The following is a 13,711-nucleotide window of genomic DNA, read 5'->3' on the forward strand; positions in this document are numbered from 1 at the left end:
TTGATAACTTTGAGAAATCCTTCCCGGAAAATTGTTATTAATCTGTCACACTCAGGGGATTATTAAACCGAGTAAGGATCTAGGGATGAGAAAAGCACTACTCGCTGTTGCAGTGGCAGGTACCCTTTCAATGTCTTTCGGCGCCCAGGCGCAGGACGCGCCGGACGGGTATCAGCTTGAACAGGTATTAATCATGAGCCGCCACAACCTGCGCGCGCCGCTCGCCAATAACGGCAGCGTGCTGGAGCAGTCCACGCCGAAGCAGTGGCCGGAATGGGACGTGCCGGGCGGCCAGCTCACCACCAAGGGCGGCGTGCTTGAGGTCTACATGGGCCACTACATGCGCGAGTGGCTGGCAGAGCAGGGGATGGTGACCACGGGCGAATGTCCACCGGCCAATGCCGTCTATGCCTACGCCAACAGCCTGCAGCGTACCGTTGCCACCGCGCAGTTCTTTATCACCGGGGCCTTCCCGGGGTGCGACGTTCCTGTTCATCATCAGGAAAAAATGGGCACCATGGACCCGAACTTCAATCCGGTCATCACCGATAACTCCCCAGCGTTCCGCGAAAAAGCGCTGAAGGCGATGGAGGCGGAGCGCCAGAAAATGCAGCTTGATGAAAGCTACAGGCTGCTGGAGCAGATGACCAACTACGCGCAATCCCCGTCCTGCAAAGAGAAAAAAGCCTGCTCCCTGACCGACGCCAAAGATACCTTTAGCGCCGAATATGAAAAAGAGCCGGGCGTCTCCGGGCCGCTTAAGGTGGGGAACTCGCTGGTGGATGCCTTCACGCTGCAGTATTACGAAGGCTTCCCGATGGACCAGGTGGCGTGGGGAGAGATCAACACCGACCAGCAGTGGCGCGTGCTGTCGAAGCTGAAAAACGGCTACCAGGATTCGCTCTTTACCTCTACGGAAGTGGCGCAGAACGTCGCGAAGCCGCTGGTGAAGTACATCGATAACGCGCTGGTGGCGGACCAGGCAAAGGCGGCAAAAATCACGCTGCTGGTGGGGCATGATTCCAACATCGCGTCCCTGCTGACCGCGCTGGACTTCAAGCCGTATCAGCTGCATGACCAGCAGGAGCGCACGCCGATTGGCGGCAAAATTGTCTTCCAGCGCTGGCACGATAAGGGCGCCAATCGCGACCTGATGAAGATTGAATACGTTTACCAAAGCTCGGAGCAGCTGCGCAACGCCAGCGTGCTTTCCCTCAAATCCCCGGCGCAGCGCGTCACGCTTGAGCTGAAGGGATGCCCGATCGATGCGGACGGCTTCTGCCCGATTGATAAGTTTAATACCGTGATGAACGACGCGGCGAAATAGCAGGATAACCCCCCCGCCATCGCGGGGGGATTCGATCAGACGTTTTTACGTTCGATGGTTTGCTCGCCCCAGAAGAGCGAATCTTTGTCCGTTTTCTCAAAGGCGCGAACCAGCACGTCGTCGCTGCCTTCTTCCCAGATTTGCTCCGCCAGCTTTTCGTCATAGTTCGCGACTTCAAAGATGGCTTCGGCAATTTCCGGAGAGGTGTTGCGTAAACTGGCCCATTCGCCCACGCGATGAGCCTTAGATTCTTGAGTTGGCATGCATATCCTCCTGTTGGGGTTAGCCGTGCAGTTTTTTGGCAAGACCCGCGACGTATTCACCCTGATAGCGGGCGATAGCCAGTTCTTCATTACTTGGCTGGCGCGAGCCATCGCCACCGGCAATGGTGGTTGCGCCGTAAGGCGTCCCGCCGCGCACCTGAGAAACGTCAAACAGCTCCTGCGCGCCGTAGCCAATCGGCACTATCACCATCCCATGGTGAGCAAGGGTAGTCCAGGTTGAGGTGATGGTCTGCTCCTGGCCGCCGCCGGTGCCGGTAGAACTAAATACGCTGGCGAGCTTGCCGTAGAGGGCGCCGGATGCCCACAGCCCGCCCGTCTGATCGAGGAAGGTGCGCATCTGGCCCGACATATTGCCGAAGCGGGTAGGGGTACCGAAGATAATGGCATCGTAGTCGGCCAGCTCCTGCGGGGTTGCCTGCGGCGCGTTTTGCGTTTTACCGCCGGCTTTTAGGAACGCCTCGGCATTCATGGTTTCCGGTACGCGTTTCACCACAACCTCGACGCCGTCTACCTTGTTTGCACCTTCAGCGACCGCGTGAGCCATGGTTTCGATGTGTCCATACATGGAATAATAGAGCACCAGAACTTTTGCCATTTTGCATCACTCCTCGTTTGTGTTTTCTGACAGCGATTCGCTGCGTTCCTTTAAAGATATGACATCACAGCCAGACTGCAAAAATGAACGGCATTTCTTTGATTTATAACAAATTATAAACAATTGGGCTTTGTAGCAAATTGAAACAACTTTAAGGGAGGGAATTTTGGAAAGTATAAGAAAGAGTTATGAATCGCCGCCGCATCGTCTCACACAAAAGGCTGAGATCATGTTGCAGAATATTACCTATCGCTTGCCGGATAGCCTCACTCCACTAAGCTTAGTTTCACGCGGCGCAGATAAAGGCTCTGTCCTTGCGCCGCCAGGTGAAAGAATCCTCTTTTACTGAATGCAGTATGATGTCTAATGTTTCACACTCTGGAGGTTCGAGATGGCAAACCATCGTGGTGGTTCAGGTAATTTCGCAGAAGACCGTGAAAGAGCATCAGAAGCAGGCCGTAAAGGTGGCCAGTCGAGCGGGGGGAATTTCAAAAATGACCCTCAGCGCGCGTCAGAAGCTGGCAAAAAAGGGGGTAAAAACAGCCATGGCAGCAGCAAATAGCTGAGGCCGGGTTGTTTAAAACGATTTTAACCTGAAGGTTGAAGTCATCCCTGCCGCCGGATAAGTCCGGCGGTTTTTTTATTTGTGCAACATTGAACTGTAACCAAAGGCATCGCACACTACGCCATTAGTCCTTATTTCTGGTGTCCCATGTTGTCGTCTCGCTTCACCTTTTCCGTAAAACCTCAGGAAGCCATCCTCATTCTGATCACCATGTTCTGGGGCGGAACCTTCCTTGCCGTCCAGTACGCGGTCACGATGAGCGACCCGTTCTTTTTTGTCGGGCTGCGCTTTGCTACCGCGGCGATTGCCGTGGCGCTGATCTCACTTAAAACCCTGCGCGGGTTAACCCTTAAAGAGCTTCAGGCCGGCGTGGTTATTGGGATTGCCATCGCCATGGGCTACAGCCTGCAAACCTGGGGGCTACAGACCATCTCCAGCAGTAAATCTGCCTTTATCACCGCCATGTATGTCCCGCTGGTGCCGCTCCTGCAGTGGCTGTGCCTGGGCAGAATGCCGGGGCTAATGTCCTGCATCGGCATCGTGCTGGCGTTTATCGGCCTGATTCTGCTGGCCGGGCCGGGCGATAACCTGCTGGCGATGGGGCCGGGCGAGATGATTACCCTCGTGGGCGCGGTGGCCATCGCCGCGGAAATTATCCTGATCGGCGCCTGGGCGGGGAAGGTTGACGTCAAGCGGGTCACCGTCGTCCAGCTGGCGACCGCCTCGCTGGTGGCGTTCGCCGCGATGGTCCCGGCAGGGGAGTCAGTTCCGCCGATGTCCACCGGGCTGGTGGTGGTCGCACTGGGCTTGGGAATTTTTAGCGCCATTATTCAGGTGACGATGAACTGGGCGCAGCGCAGCGTCTCCCCGACGCGTGCGACGGTCATCTACACCGGAGAACCCGTGTGGGCGGGCATTTTTGGCCGTCTCGCCGGGGAGCGCCTGCCGCTGCTGGCCCTGCTGGGCGCGGCGTTTATCGTGGCGGGCGTGCTGGTGAGCGAGCTGAAGCTCAGAAAGAAGAAGCGGGACGTGGCCAACCTGACGGCAGAGTGAGGTTGTTATTGATAAAGTCGTCCGGGCGCCTTACATTATGTACGGATAAATGCCGTACATAATGAGGTAAACCATGCCGGCACTGAAAAAACAGCGTATCGATCTCCGCCTGACCGACGAAGATAAAAATATGATTGAAGAAGCCGCCGCAATGACGAACCAAACCGTCACCCAGTTTATGGTGAACAGCGCGTCGGAACGGGCGGCGCAGGTCATTGAACAGCATCGCCGTTTGATTCTCAACGACGCTTCTTGGAATGCGGTAATGGAGGCTATCAGCAACCCGCCAGAGCCAAATGAAAGGCTAAAACGCGCCGCCAGGCATCTTCTAAACGGGGAGTAAGGCGTGGCCGATTTAACGATAGAACTGTTTTCAGAGGGAAAAGATTACGGTTTTGCCGGTTTTGACTGCGGTGAACCTTCGCTCAACGCGTTTCTCACCGAGCATCTGGAGCGCCAGCATGCGAATCGTATCTTAAGAGGCTACCTCCTCCTCGAGCGGGGCGATTGTCCCAGAGTGCTCGGATATTACACCCTGTCCGGCAGTTGCTTTGAAAAAGCGCTTCTGCCGTCGAAGACCCAGCAGCGCAAAGTTCCCTATTTTAACGTGCCCAGCGTCACGCTGGGGCGGCTCGCGATTCATCGGGAGCTGCAGGGGGAAGCGTGGGGAACCCTGCTGGTCACACACGCAATGAAGACCGTCTACCGGGCCTCTCAGGCCGTCGGCGTGCATGGCCTGTTTGTCGATGCGCTTAGCGAAGGGGCCAAAACCTTTTACATGAAGCTCGGGTTTGTTCCGCTGACGGGCGAAAACAGCCGTTCGCTTTTTTATCCCACCAAATCCATTGAGCGCCTGTTTAGCGACGCGCTTTGAATGAAAAGATGTCCATGCCAAAACGGAGAGCGGGAATGACGCAAAGCGAAGTGAAAATACAGGGAAAACGCTCTAAGGCCGTTAGCGCGAAAAAGCAGGCCATTCTCGGCGCGGCGCTGGAAACCTTCTCGCAGTTTGGCATCCACGGCACGCGGCTCGAACAGGTCGCGGAGTGCGCCGGGGTGTCGAAAACTAACCTGCTTTATTATTACCCCTCCAAAGAGGCGCTCTACGTCGCCGTGATGCAGCAGATCCTCGATATCTGGCTCGCGCCGCTGAAGGCCTTCCGCGCAGAGCTGGCCCCGCTGGTGGCGATTAAAGAGTACATTCGCCTGAAGCTGGAGGTGTCGCGCGATTATCCGCAGGCATCACGGTTGTTTTGCCTTGAGATGCTGCAGGGCGCGCCGCTGCTGCAGGCGGAACTAACCGGGGATTTAAAACAGCTGGTGGACGATAAGTCGGCCATTATTGCCGGGTGGGTCGCCAGCGGCCAGCTGGCCCAGGTCGAACCGCACCACCTGATCTTTATGATCTGGGCCGCAACCCAGCACTACGCTGACTTTGCGGCCCAGGTAGAGGCGGTGACCGGAAAAACGCTTCAGGACGAAGCATTTTTCCACAGCACGCTCGAAAACGTGCAGCGGATGATTATCGAAGGGATCCGCGTGCGCGAGTTCCCCTCACCCTAACCCTCTCCCCAAAGGGGAGAGGGGATTGTTCTGTGCGGTCTTTTCTCGCTCGCCCCTATGGGAAAGGGGACTGTTTTGTGCGGTCTTTTCTCGCTCGCCCCTATGGGAGAGGGGACTGTTCTGCGCGGTTTTTCTCCCTCGCCCCTATGGGGAGAGGGCCGGGGTGAGGGGACAGCTTAGGTCGCCCTCTTCACACTGCATCAGCGAGGCGAGAAACGCTTCGCGCTCGACGGTTTTTTCCGCCAGGCACTGGTTCATAATCATTGGCTGAACGCTTCCCCCTTCCGTACCCGAACCGATAAACGCGCAGTCCGCATCCCGCAGGGTAATCCACGCCTGCTGCGCTTTTTTCAGCAGATCGCGCTGGGGGGCTGCCGCACGCGCAATGGCGGCCTGATACGTCTGGTTGAGCTTTTTATCGGCAGCCTGATATTGCTGCGCGCTACAGGTGTTCAGTTCAAGCTGGGTGGTGGCTTTGTCACACTCGTTGGCCAGCGCGCTGGCGCTCAGCAGCATTGCGGTACCGGCGATAATAAATCGTTTCATACACTCCCCAATAAAATAAGGCTCCGTTTCCGGAGCCTTATTAGCACAGCGTTAGCCGATTGTCATCAGGCTGGCGTTCCCGCCCGCCGCCGCGGTGTTGACGCTGAGGGAGCGCTCGACGTACAGGCGCTCCAGCAGCAGGTTGGTCTCGCCGCGGGCGAAGCCCTGCACCGACACGATCGCGCCGCTGCGGGCCGCAACCTGTTCGCACAGCTCGCGAAGCTGGTCGGAGTCCCCGTGGTAGATCACGGCTTCAAACGGCTGGGCAAGCAGCACGTCCGGTTTCGCAAAGTGAATGCGGGCAGAGACGGCTTTCGGCAGCTGTTTTGCCAGGTCGCGATGCAGCGCGTCTTCCTGCCACAGCACTTCGCACCCGGTCGCCATTGCCGCGGCCAGCTGAACCAGCGCGTCCTGCTCGTTATCCGCCACGCACAATACGCGCTCGCGCGGCATCAGCGTCCAGGTGTTACGCTCGCCGGTAGGCCCCGGCAGCAGGCGCTGCGTGCCGGCCTGCGCCAGCTCGCCGTACTGCCGCGCCGCGTCGCGCAGTTCAGGGCGGTTCTCCGCCCAGCCGATCAGCGCTTCAAGCGGCTGCGTCAGCACGGCTTTCACCTGGGCGTCCACCGGGTATTCCGCGTCCTGGCGCGCCAGCGTCACGCCCAGCGCATTTTCCGGACGGTTAGCCAGCAGGCGGTACAGGTACAGCGGACCGCCCGCTTTCGGACCGGTGCCGGACAGGCCTTCGCCGCCGAACGGCTGCACGCCGACGACCGCGCCGACCATGTTGCGGTTCACGTACAGGTTGCCGACCTTGGCGCTGCCGGTCACCTGGGCGATGGTTTCGTCGATGCGGGTATGCACGCCGAGCGTCAGGCCATAGCCGGAAGCGTTAATCTGATCGATCAGCTCGCTGAGGTTGTTACGGTTGTAGCGCACCACGTGGAGCACCGGGCCGAAGACCTCCTTTTTCAGCTCGTCGAAGCTCGCCAGCTCAATCAGCGTCGGCGGCACGAAGGTGCCGGTCTGCCACTCGCGGGCGTCTTCGCTATTCTGGCGCACCGCCTGGTAGACCGGACGGCCCTTGGCGCGCATCGCCTGAATGTGGTTGTCGATATTGGCTTTGGCTTCCGCGTCGATCACCGGCCCGATGTCGGTGGTGAGGCGGCCCGGGTTGCCCATCCGGCATTCGCCCATCGCGCCGCGCAGCATTTTCAGCGTGTGGTCGGCCACGTCGTCCTGCAGGCAGAGCACGCGCAGCGCGGAGCAGCGCTGGCCCGCGCTGTCGAACGCCGAGGCCAGCACGTCCACCACCACCTGCTCGGTGAGCGCGGAGGAGTCGACGATCATCGCGTTCATGCCGCCGGTTTCCGCGATGAGCGGGGTAGGACGACCCTGCGCATCCAGACGGGTAGCAATGTTGCGCTGCAGCAGAGAGGCAACTTCGGTCGAGCCGGTAAACATTACGCCGCGTACGCGGTTATCGGAGGTCAGCTTCGCGCCGACCGTTTCACCGCGTCCCGGCAGCAGCTGGACAACGCCCGCAGGCACGCCGGCTTCAAGAAGAATGTTGATCCCCTGGGCGGCGATCAGCGGCGTTTGTTCAGCCGGTTTCGCCAGCACGCTGTTGCCTGCGGCAAGGGCGGCGGCAATCTGGCCGGAGAAGATCGCCAGCGGGAAGTTCCACGGGCTGATACACACCACCGGGCCCAGCGGACGGTGGGTTTCGTTGTCGAAATCATCGCGCACCTGTCCCGCGTAGTAGTGCAGGAAATCCACCGCTTCGCGCACTTCGGCGATGGCGTTGCTGAAGGTTTTACCCGCTTCGCGCACCAGAATGCCGATAAGCTGCTGCATCTGATCTTCCATCAGCACCGCGGCGCGCTCCAGAATGGCGGCGCGCTCCTGCGGCGGGGTGGCGAACCAGATAGGCGCGTTGTTCACCGCGCTGTCCAGCGCCTGGTCCACTTCCGCTTCGGTGGCTTCACGCACGTAGCCGACGATGTCCTTTGGCTCCGCCGGGTTGATCACCGGCTGCATGTCGCCGTCGGCGGCGGGCTGCTCAAGGATCGGTTTCGCCTGCCATTTCTGCAGTGCGCTGTTGAGCAGGGCAGAGGAGAGAGAGGCCAGGCGATGCTCGTTGGACAGGTCGAGGCCCGCCGAGTTGACGCGGCCTTCACCGTATAGCTCGCGCGGCAGGGCAATCTTCGGATGCGGCAGGCCGATCTGGCCTTCCTGCGCCGCCATTTTCTCGACGGCCTGCACCGGGTCGGCCACCAGCTCGTCGAGCGGCAGGGTGGTATCGGCGATGCGGTTAACGAAAGAGGTGTTCGCGCCGTTTTCCAGCAGGCGGCGCACCAGGTACGCCAGCAGCGTTTCGTGGGTGCCCACCGGCGCATAGATACGGCACGGGCGGTTCAGCTTGCCGTCCGCGATTTTCCCCGTGACCTGCTCGTACAGCGGTTCGCCCATGCCGTGCAGGCACTGGAACTCGTACTGGCCCGGATAGTAGTTCTGCCCCGCCAGGGTGTAGATCGCCGCCAGGGTATGGGCGTTGTGGGTGGCGAACTGCGGATAAATCAGGTTCGGCACGCCGAGCAGCTTTTTCGCACAGGCGAGGTAAGAGACGTCGGTGTAGACCTTGCGGGTATAGACCGGATAGCCCTCCAGCCCTTCCATCTGGGCGCGCTTGATCTCGCTGTCCCAGTAGGCGCCCTTCACCAGGCGGATCATCAGGCGACGGCGGCTGCGGCTTGCCAGATCAATCAGGTAATCAATGACGAACGGACAGCGCTTCTGGTAGGCCTGGATGACGAAGCCAATCCCGTTCCAGCCCGCCAGCTCCGGCTCGAAGCACAGCTTTTCCAGCAGATCGAGGGAAATTTCCAGGCGGTCGGCCTCTTCGGCATCGATGTTAATGCCGATGTCGTACTGGCGCGCCAGCAGGGTCAGGGACTTCAGGCGCGGGTACAGTTCTTCCATCACGCGGTCGTACTGCGCGCGGCTGTAGCGCGGGTGCAGGGCGGAAAGCTTGATGGAGATGCCCGGACCTTCATAAATGCCGCGCCCGTTGGAGGCTTTACCGATGGCGTGGATCGCCTGCTGGTAAGAGACCATATACGCCTGCGCGTCGGCGGCGGTCAGCGCCGCTTCGCCCAGCATGTCATAGGAGTAGCGGAAGCCTTTGTCTTCCAGCTTGCGCGCGTTTGCCAGCGCTTCGGCAATGGTTTCGCCGGTCACGAACTGCTCGCCCATCAGGCGCATCGCCATGTCCACGCCTTTGCGGATCAGCGGCTCGCCGCTTTTGCCGATGATGCGGTTCAGGGAGCGGGAGAGGTTGGCCTCGTTGTGGGTGGAGACCAGCTTGCCGGTAAACAGCAGGCCCCAGGTGGCGGCGTTAACGAACAGCGACGGGCTGCGGCCAATGTGGGAATGCCAGTTGCCGTTGCTGATCTTGTCGCGGATCAGCGCGTCGCGGGTGGCTTTGTCAGGAATGCGCAGCAGCGCTTCCGCGAGGCACATCAGCGCCACGCCCTCCTGCGAGGAGAGGGAGAACTCCTGCAGCAGGCCCTGCACCATTCCGGCGCGGCCGCTGGCGGTTTTCTGGTTACGCAGCCTGTCGGCCAGCTGATAGGCGAGGTCGTGCGCCTTCGACGCGATGGCGTCCGGCAGGCGAGCCTGCTCCAGCAGCATTGGCACCGCGTCGGTTTCGGCACGGCGGTAGGCCCCGGTGATGGCAGCGCGGCTGACGGACTGCGGCAGGATCTGCTCGGCAAATTCAAGGAACGGCTGGTGGCTCTCTTCAACGATTGCGGCAGCGTCTTCGCTCTCATTCGCCGCGCCCGCCAGCAGGGCAGGCAGCTCGGGCAGGCTGTCTTCGCTTTCCAGCCTTTCCAGATAGTTAAAAATCGCCTGCTTGATTAACCAGTGCGGTGTGCGGTCAATGCGGGTCGCTGCGGTTTTAATCCGTTCGCGGGTAGCGTCATCCAGCTTAACCCCCATGGTGGTCATCCCCATGCCAAAACTCCTGTTGTTCTGTAATCGCGTTTTGTAGATGGCATGAAATATCCACCATGTTGCAACTTTGTGCAACCGTGTTAAATGTGACCTGGTTTGCAACCCAGAAAATGAAAGAGTTGTTAACGAATGGTTAGCTGTAAAAAAGCGCTGGCATCTGCATGGGAAGCCTCTTTTTATGCGGGAGTTAACACTTTTAAAAGGTGCAACCCTTAAAAGCGTGAGCGAGTGCAACCTATAGGAAACTCGTATCAAAGCGGGGATGAATTTGATGTAAATGCAGTGTTAAATCGTTTGTCAGCGGGATGCGCATACGGCAGGATAGCGCGCCCAACGGAAACACATACACACATCACTACGTTCCGGTGATGACATAACAAGGCAGCCCGGACGGCTGTCGCTCGATATTTTGGAGAATTTGAATGGCTATTAGCACACCGATGCTGGTGACATTTCTCGTTTATATTTTTGGCATGATCCTGATAGGGTTTTTGGCATGGCGTTCAACAAAGAACTTTGACGACTACATCCTCGGCGGCCGCAGTTTGGGCCCGATGGTGACCGCGCTGTCTGCGGGCGCATCCGATATGAGCGGCTGGCTGCTGATGGGGCTGCCGGGCGCAATTTTCATCTCCGGTATCTCTGAAAGCTGGATTGCAATCGGCCTGACCGTCGGGGCGTGGATCAACTGGAAGCTGGTGGCAGGCCGCCTGCGCGTGCATACCGAGGCCAACAACAACGCCCTGACGCTGCCGGATTACTTCACCGGACGGTTTGAAGATAACAGCCGCATATTGCGTATTATCTCCGCGGTGGTGATCCTGCTGTTCTTCACCATCTACTGTGCTTCCGGCATCGTGGCGGGCGCGCGCCTGTTCGAGAGCACCTTCGGCATGAGCTATGAAACCGCGCTGTGGGCGGGTGCCGCGGCGACCATCCTCTATACCTTCGTGGGCGGATTCCTGGCGGTAAGCTGGACCGACACCGTGCAGGCGAGCCTGATGATCTTCGCCCTGATCCTGACGCCGGTGATTGTAATTTTCACCGTCGGCGGCTTCGGCGAATCGCTGGAAGTGATCAAGCAGAAGAGCATTGAAAACGTCGACATGCTGAAAGGGCTGAACTTCGTGGCCATCGTGTCGCTGATGGGCTGGGGGCTGGGCTACTTCGGCCAGCCGCACATCCTGGCGCGCTTCATGGCGGCGGATTCTCACCACACCATCGTTCACGCGCGCCGCATCAGCATGACGTGGATGATCCTCTGCCTGGCAGGCGCGTGCGCCGTCGGCTTCTTCGGCATCGCCTACTTCAACAACAACCCGGCACAGGCGGGCGCGGTGAACCAGAACGCCGAGCGCGTGTTCATCGAGCTGGCGCAGATCCTGTTCAACCCGTGGATTGCCGGTATCCTGCTCTCCGCCATTCTGGCGGCGGTAATGTCTACGCTGAGCTGCCAGCTGCTGGTGTGCTCCAGTGCCATCACCGAAGACTTGTACAAAGCGTTCCTGCGCAAAGGCGCGAGCCAGAAAGAGCTGGTGTGGGTCGGGCGCTTTATGGTGCTGGTGGTGGCGTTAATTGCCATTGCGCTGGCGGCCAACCCTAATAACCGCGTTCTGGGCCTGGTGAGCTACGCGTGGGCAGGTTTCGGGGCGGCATTTGGCCCGGTAGTCCTGTTCTCCGTTCTGTGGTCACGTATGACACGCAACGGCGCGCTGGCGGGGATGATCATCGGCGCGGTCACCGTTATCGTCTGGAAGCAGTTCGCGTGGCTGGGCCTGTACGAAATCATCCCGGGCTTTATCTTCGGCAGCATCGGCATCGTGGTGTTCAGCCTGCTGGGCAAAGCACCGTCTGCCGCGATGCAGAAACGCTTTGCGGAAGCGGACGCGCACTACCACTCCGCGCCGCCGTCTAAGCTCCAGGCTGAGTAATTTCCCCCCTCACCCTAACCCTCTCCCCGGTGGGGAGAGGGAATAAACCTCTCTTGCTAAATTCTGCAATTTACGTTGATATCGCTGCACTTATAACAATGAGGATAGCGAACAATGACCATCAAAACAGGGCTTATGGCGGCGGCATTATTCTTGCTCGCAGGCTGCAACGCACCATCGCAGCACGCGGCAATGGAGACCTGCAAAGCGGATAACCAGATGCAGCAGACCACGCTCTATTTCGGCCTCAACCGTCCGGCGGGGGCGCAGATTACCCCCAGCGAGTGGCAGCAGTTTGTTGACCAGGACGTGACCCCGCGCTTTCGCGATGGCCTGACGGTGTTTGAGGCGCGCGGGCAGTGGCTGGGCAACGACGGGAAGGTGGCGCGCGAGCCGAGCAGGGCGCTGATGCTGATCCACGGTAAAGATGCGCAGAGCGAGAAGAACATTGAAGCGCTGCGCGGGATCTATAAATCACGCTTTGCGCAGGAATCGGTGATGCGGGTCGATCAGCCGGTGTGCGTGCAGTTTTAAAATAAAACGGCGGGAAAACCCGCCGTCATTATTTTGTAAGCCGGGTAAACGACGCGCCACCCGGCATGGCGTTACAGCACCAGCCCCGCAAAGCTCGCCGATAGCAGGCTTACCAGCGTGGCCCCGTACACCAGGCGCAGGCCAAAGCGCGACACCACGTTGCCCTGCTGCTCATTCAGACCCTTAATGGCCCCCGCGACGATGCCAATCGAGGCGAAGTTAGCGAACGACACCAGGAAGATGGAGAGGATCCCCAGCCCGCGCGGCGTCATCTGATGGGCGATTTTTTGCAGCTCTATCATCGCCACAAATTCATTCGCCACCAGCTTGGTCGCCATAATACTTCCCGCGTGCAGGGCGTCGCTCAGCGGAATACCAATCAGCCACGCCAGAGGATAAAAGACGTAGCCGAGGATCTGCTGGAAGCTCATGCCGAATACGCTTGAGAAAAGGGCGTTGACGGCGCTAATCAGGGCAATAAAGCCAATCAGCATCGCCAGAATAATCATCGCGACCTTAAAACCGGCCAGAATATATTCGCCGAGCATCTCAAAGAAGCTCTGGGATTCGTGCAGTTTTTCGAGCTTAATCTCCGGCTCCGCTTCCGGACGTACCGGGTTGATCACCGAAAGGATAATAAAGGTGCTGAACATGTTCAGAATTAGCGCCGCGACCACAAATTTGGCGTCCAGCATGGTCATATAGGCCCCGACAATCGACAGCGAAACGGTCGACATTGCCGTGGCGGCCATGGTGAACAGGCGACGCGAGGAGAGATCGCCCAATACCCCTTTGTATGCAATGAAGTTTTCAGACTGGCCGAGGATCAGCGAGCTCACCGCGTTAAAGGATTCCAGCTTGCCCATGCCGTTAAGCTTTGACAGCAGCGTGCCGATGACGCGAATAAATATTGGCAAAATTCGCCAGTGCTGGAGAATACCGATCAGCGCAGAGATGAAAATAATTGGGCAAAGCACGCCGAGGAAAATAAACGCCAGCCCTTTTTCGCCCATTCCGCCGAAGACGAAATTAGTGCCTTCGCCGGCGAATTTAAGCAGCGATTCAAAAAATCCCGACACGTATTTAATAACGAACAGACCGCTTTCCGCATGCAGGAAAAAGAAGGCGAGGGCCATTTCAATAACGATAAGCTGCAAAATATAACGAATGCGGATCTTGCGGCGGTCAAAGCTCACCAGCCAGGCCAGCGCCAGAATAATCACCAGGGCCAGCAGAAAATGGAGGATGTGATACATAATCAGTTTTCGGTTAGTTTTCGAGGCGCTTATTTAGCCACAG

General features: G+C 58.7%; 13 protein-coding genes. 8 read left to right on the forward strand and 5 right to left on the reverse strand.

Annotated features, from left to right (window positions below; genetic code table 11):
• Window positions 1–85: 85 nt before the first annotated feature.
• On the forward strand, window positions 86–1,327 hold the full coding sequence (gene agp, locus DBY73_RS00485; RefSeq protein WP_112009279.1) for a bifunctional glucose-1-phosphatase/inositol phosphatase: 1,242 nt from the start codon (window positions 86–88) through the stop codon (window positions 1,325–1,327).
• A gap of 35 nt (window positions 1,328–1,362) precedes the next feature.
• Here the strand turns inward: agp and DBY73_RS00490 are convergent, their stop codons facing one another.
• Window positions 1,363–1,590 carry a YccJ family protein gene (locus tag DBY73_RS00490; protein ID WP_112009280.1) on the reverse strand — a complete coding sequence of 76 codons (228 nt, stop codon included), beginning with the start codon at window positions 1,588–1,590 and terminating at the stop codon, window positions 1,363–1,365.
• Window positions 1,591–1,609: 19 nt separating this feature from the next.
• Window positions 1,610–2,206 (reverse strand): NAD(P)H:quinone oxidoreductase, encoded by a 597-nt coding sequence (gene wrbA, locus DBY73_RS00495; protein ID WP_112009281.1) that lies wholly within the window; start codon window positions 2,204–2,206, stop codon window positions 1,610–1,612.
• Between the two features lie 391 nt (window positions 2,207–2,597).
• On the opposite strand from wrbA, the gene DBY73_RS00500 reads away from it, so the two are divergent.
• The 5 genes from DBY73_RS00500 (at window position 2,598) to rutR (ending at window position 5,387) form a co-directional block, all read left to right on the forward strand.
• Window positions 2,598–2,768 carry a general stress protein gene (locus DBY73_RS00500; protein ID WP_059354485.1) on the forward strand — a complete coding sequence of 57 codons (171 nt, stop codon included), beginning with the start codon at window positions 2,598–2,600 and terminating at the stop codon, window positions 2,766–2,768.
• 150 nt (window positions 2,769–2,918) lie between these two features.
• Window positions 2,919–3,824, forward strand: coding sequence for a DMT family transporter (locus tag DBY73_RS00505; RefSeq protein WP_112009282.1), 906 nt, complete (start codon window positions 2,919–2,921; stop codon window positions 3,822–3,824).
• Window positions 3,825–3,897: 73 nt separating this feature from the next.
• Window positions 3,898–4,167 (forward strand): DUF1778 domain-containing protein, encoded by a 270-nt coding sequence (locus DBY73_RS00510; protein ID WP_112009283.1) that lies wholly within the window; start codon window positions 3,898–3,900, stop codon window positions 4,165–4,167.
• Between the two features lie 3 nt (window positions 4,168–4,170).
• Window positions 4,171–4,698 carry a GNAT family N-acetyltransferase gene (locus DBY73_RS00515; RefSeq protein WP_112009284.1) on the forward strand — a complete coding sequence of 176 codons (528 nt, stop codon included), beginning with the start codon at window positions 4,171–4,173 and terminating at the stop codon, window positions 4,696–4,698.
• A gap of 35 nt (window positions 4,699–4,733) precedes the next feature.
• Entirely contained in the window at window positions 4,734–5,387 is a 654-nt protein-coding gene (gene rutR, locus DBY73_RS00520; protein ID WP_112009285.1) for an HTH-type transcriptional regulator RutR, read from the forward strand.
• 144 nt (window positions 5,388–5,531) lie between these two features.
• Here the strand turns inward: rutR and DBY73_RS00525 are convergent, their stop codons facing one another.
• The gene (locus DBY73_RS00525) at window positions 5,532–5,933 is read right to left on the reverse strand and encodes a lysozyme inhibitor LprI family protein (RefSeq protein WP_112009286.1); all 402 of its coding nucleotides are present in this window, start codon (window positions 5,931–5,933) and stop codon (window positions 5,532–5,534) included.
• Between the two features lie 51 nt (window positions 5,934–5,984).
• Window positions 5,985–9,947: a trifunctional transcriptional regulator/proline dehydrogenase/L-glutamate gamma-semialdehyde dehydrogenase gene (gene putA / locus DBY73_RS00530; protein WP_112009287.1), complete on the reverse strand. Its 3,963-nt coding sequence runs from the start codon at window positions 9,945–9,947 to the stop codon at window positions 5,985–5,987.
• A gap of 422 nt (window positions 9,948–10,369) precedes the next feature.
• Between putA and putP the strand changes: the two genes are divergently transcribed.
• Together putP and DBY73_RS00540 are read left to right on the forward strand one after the other, a co-directional pair.
• Window positions 10,370–11,878: a sodium/proline symporter PutP gene (gene putP, locus DBY73_RS00535; RefSeq protein WP_112009288.1), complete on the forward strand. Its 1,509-nt coding sequence runs from the start codon at window positions 10,370–10,372 to the stop codon at window positions 11,876–11,878.
• A 114-nt stretch (window positions 11,879–11,992) separates the two neighbouring features.
• Entirely contained in the window at window positions 11,993–12,412 is a 420-nt protein-coding gene (locus DBY73_RS00540; protein ID WP_112009289.1) for a DUF3574 domain-containing protein, read from the forward strand.
• A 71-nt stretch (window positions 12,413–12,483) separates the two neighbouring features.
• On the opposite strand, the gene DBY73_RS00545 is transcribed toward DBY73_RS00540, so the two are convergent.
• Window positions 12,484–13,668: a nucleoside transporter C-terminal domain-containing protein gene (locus DBY73_RS00545; protein WP_112009290.1), complete on the reverse strand. Its 1,185-nt coding sequence runs from the start codon at window positions 13,666–13,668 to the stop codon at window positions 12,484–12,486.
• Window positions 13,669–13,711: the final 43 nt, after the last annotated feature.

Source organism: Enterobacter sp. RIT418 (genome assembly GCF_003057745.1).
In the GTDB taxonomy this organism is placed as follows: domain Bacteria; phylum Pseudomonadota; class Gammaproteobacteria; order Enterobacterales; family Enterobacteriaceae; genus Enterobacter.

What these genes read in the sequence shown, in the direction of transcription:
- agp (WP_112009279.1), top strand. Translation starts at nt 86, where the DNA reads ATGAGAAAAGCACTACTCGCTGTTGCAGTGGCAGGTACCCTTTCAATG.
- DBY73_RS00490 (WP_112009280.1), bottom strand. Translation starts at nt 1,590, where the DNA reads ATGCCAACTCAAGAATCTAAGGCTCATCGCGTGGGCGAATGGGCCAGT.
- wrbA (WP_112009281.1), bottom strand. Translation starts at nt 2,206, where the DNA reads ATGGCAAAAGTTCTGGTGCTCTATTATTCCATGTATGGACACATCGAA.
- DBY73_RS00500 (WP_059354485.1), top strand. Translation starts at nt 2,598, where the DNA reads ATGGCAAACCATCGTGGTGGTTCAGGTAATTTCGCAGAAGACCGTGAA.
- DBY73_RS00505 (WP_112009282.1), top strand. Translation starts at nt 2,919, where the DNA reads ATGTTGTCGTCTCGCTTCACCTTTTCCGTAAAACCTCAGGAAGCCATC.
- DBY73_RS00510 (WP_112009283.1), top strand. Translation starts at nt 3,898, where the DNA reads ATGCCGGCACTGAAAAAACAGCGTATCGATCTCCGCCTGACCGACGAA.
- rutR (WP_112009285.1), top strand. Translation starts at nt 4,734, where the DNA reads ATGACGCAAAGCGAAGTGAAAATACAGGGAAAACGCTCTAAGGCCGTT.
- DBY73_RS00525 (WP_112009286.1), bottom strand. Translation starts at nt 5,933, where the DNA reads ATGAAACGATTTATTATCGCCGGTACCGCAATGCTGCTGAGCGCCAGC.
- putA (WP_112009287.1), bottom strand. Translation starts at nt 9,947, where the DNA reads ATGGGGATGACCACCATGGGGGTTAAGCTGGATGACGCTACCCGCGAA.
- putP (WP_112009288.1), top strand. Translation starts at nt 10,370, where the DNA reads ATGGCTATTAGCACACCGATGCTGGTGACATTTCTCGTTTATATTTTT.
- DBY73_RS00540 (WP_112009289.1), top strand. Translation starts at nt 11,993, where the DNA reads ATGACCATCAAAACAGGGCTTATGGCGGCGGCATTATTCTTGCTCGCA.
- DBY73_RS00545 (WP_112009290.1), bottom strand. Translation starts at nt 13,668, where the DNA reads ATGTATCACATCCTCCATTTTCTGCTGGCCCTGGTGATTATTCTGGCG.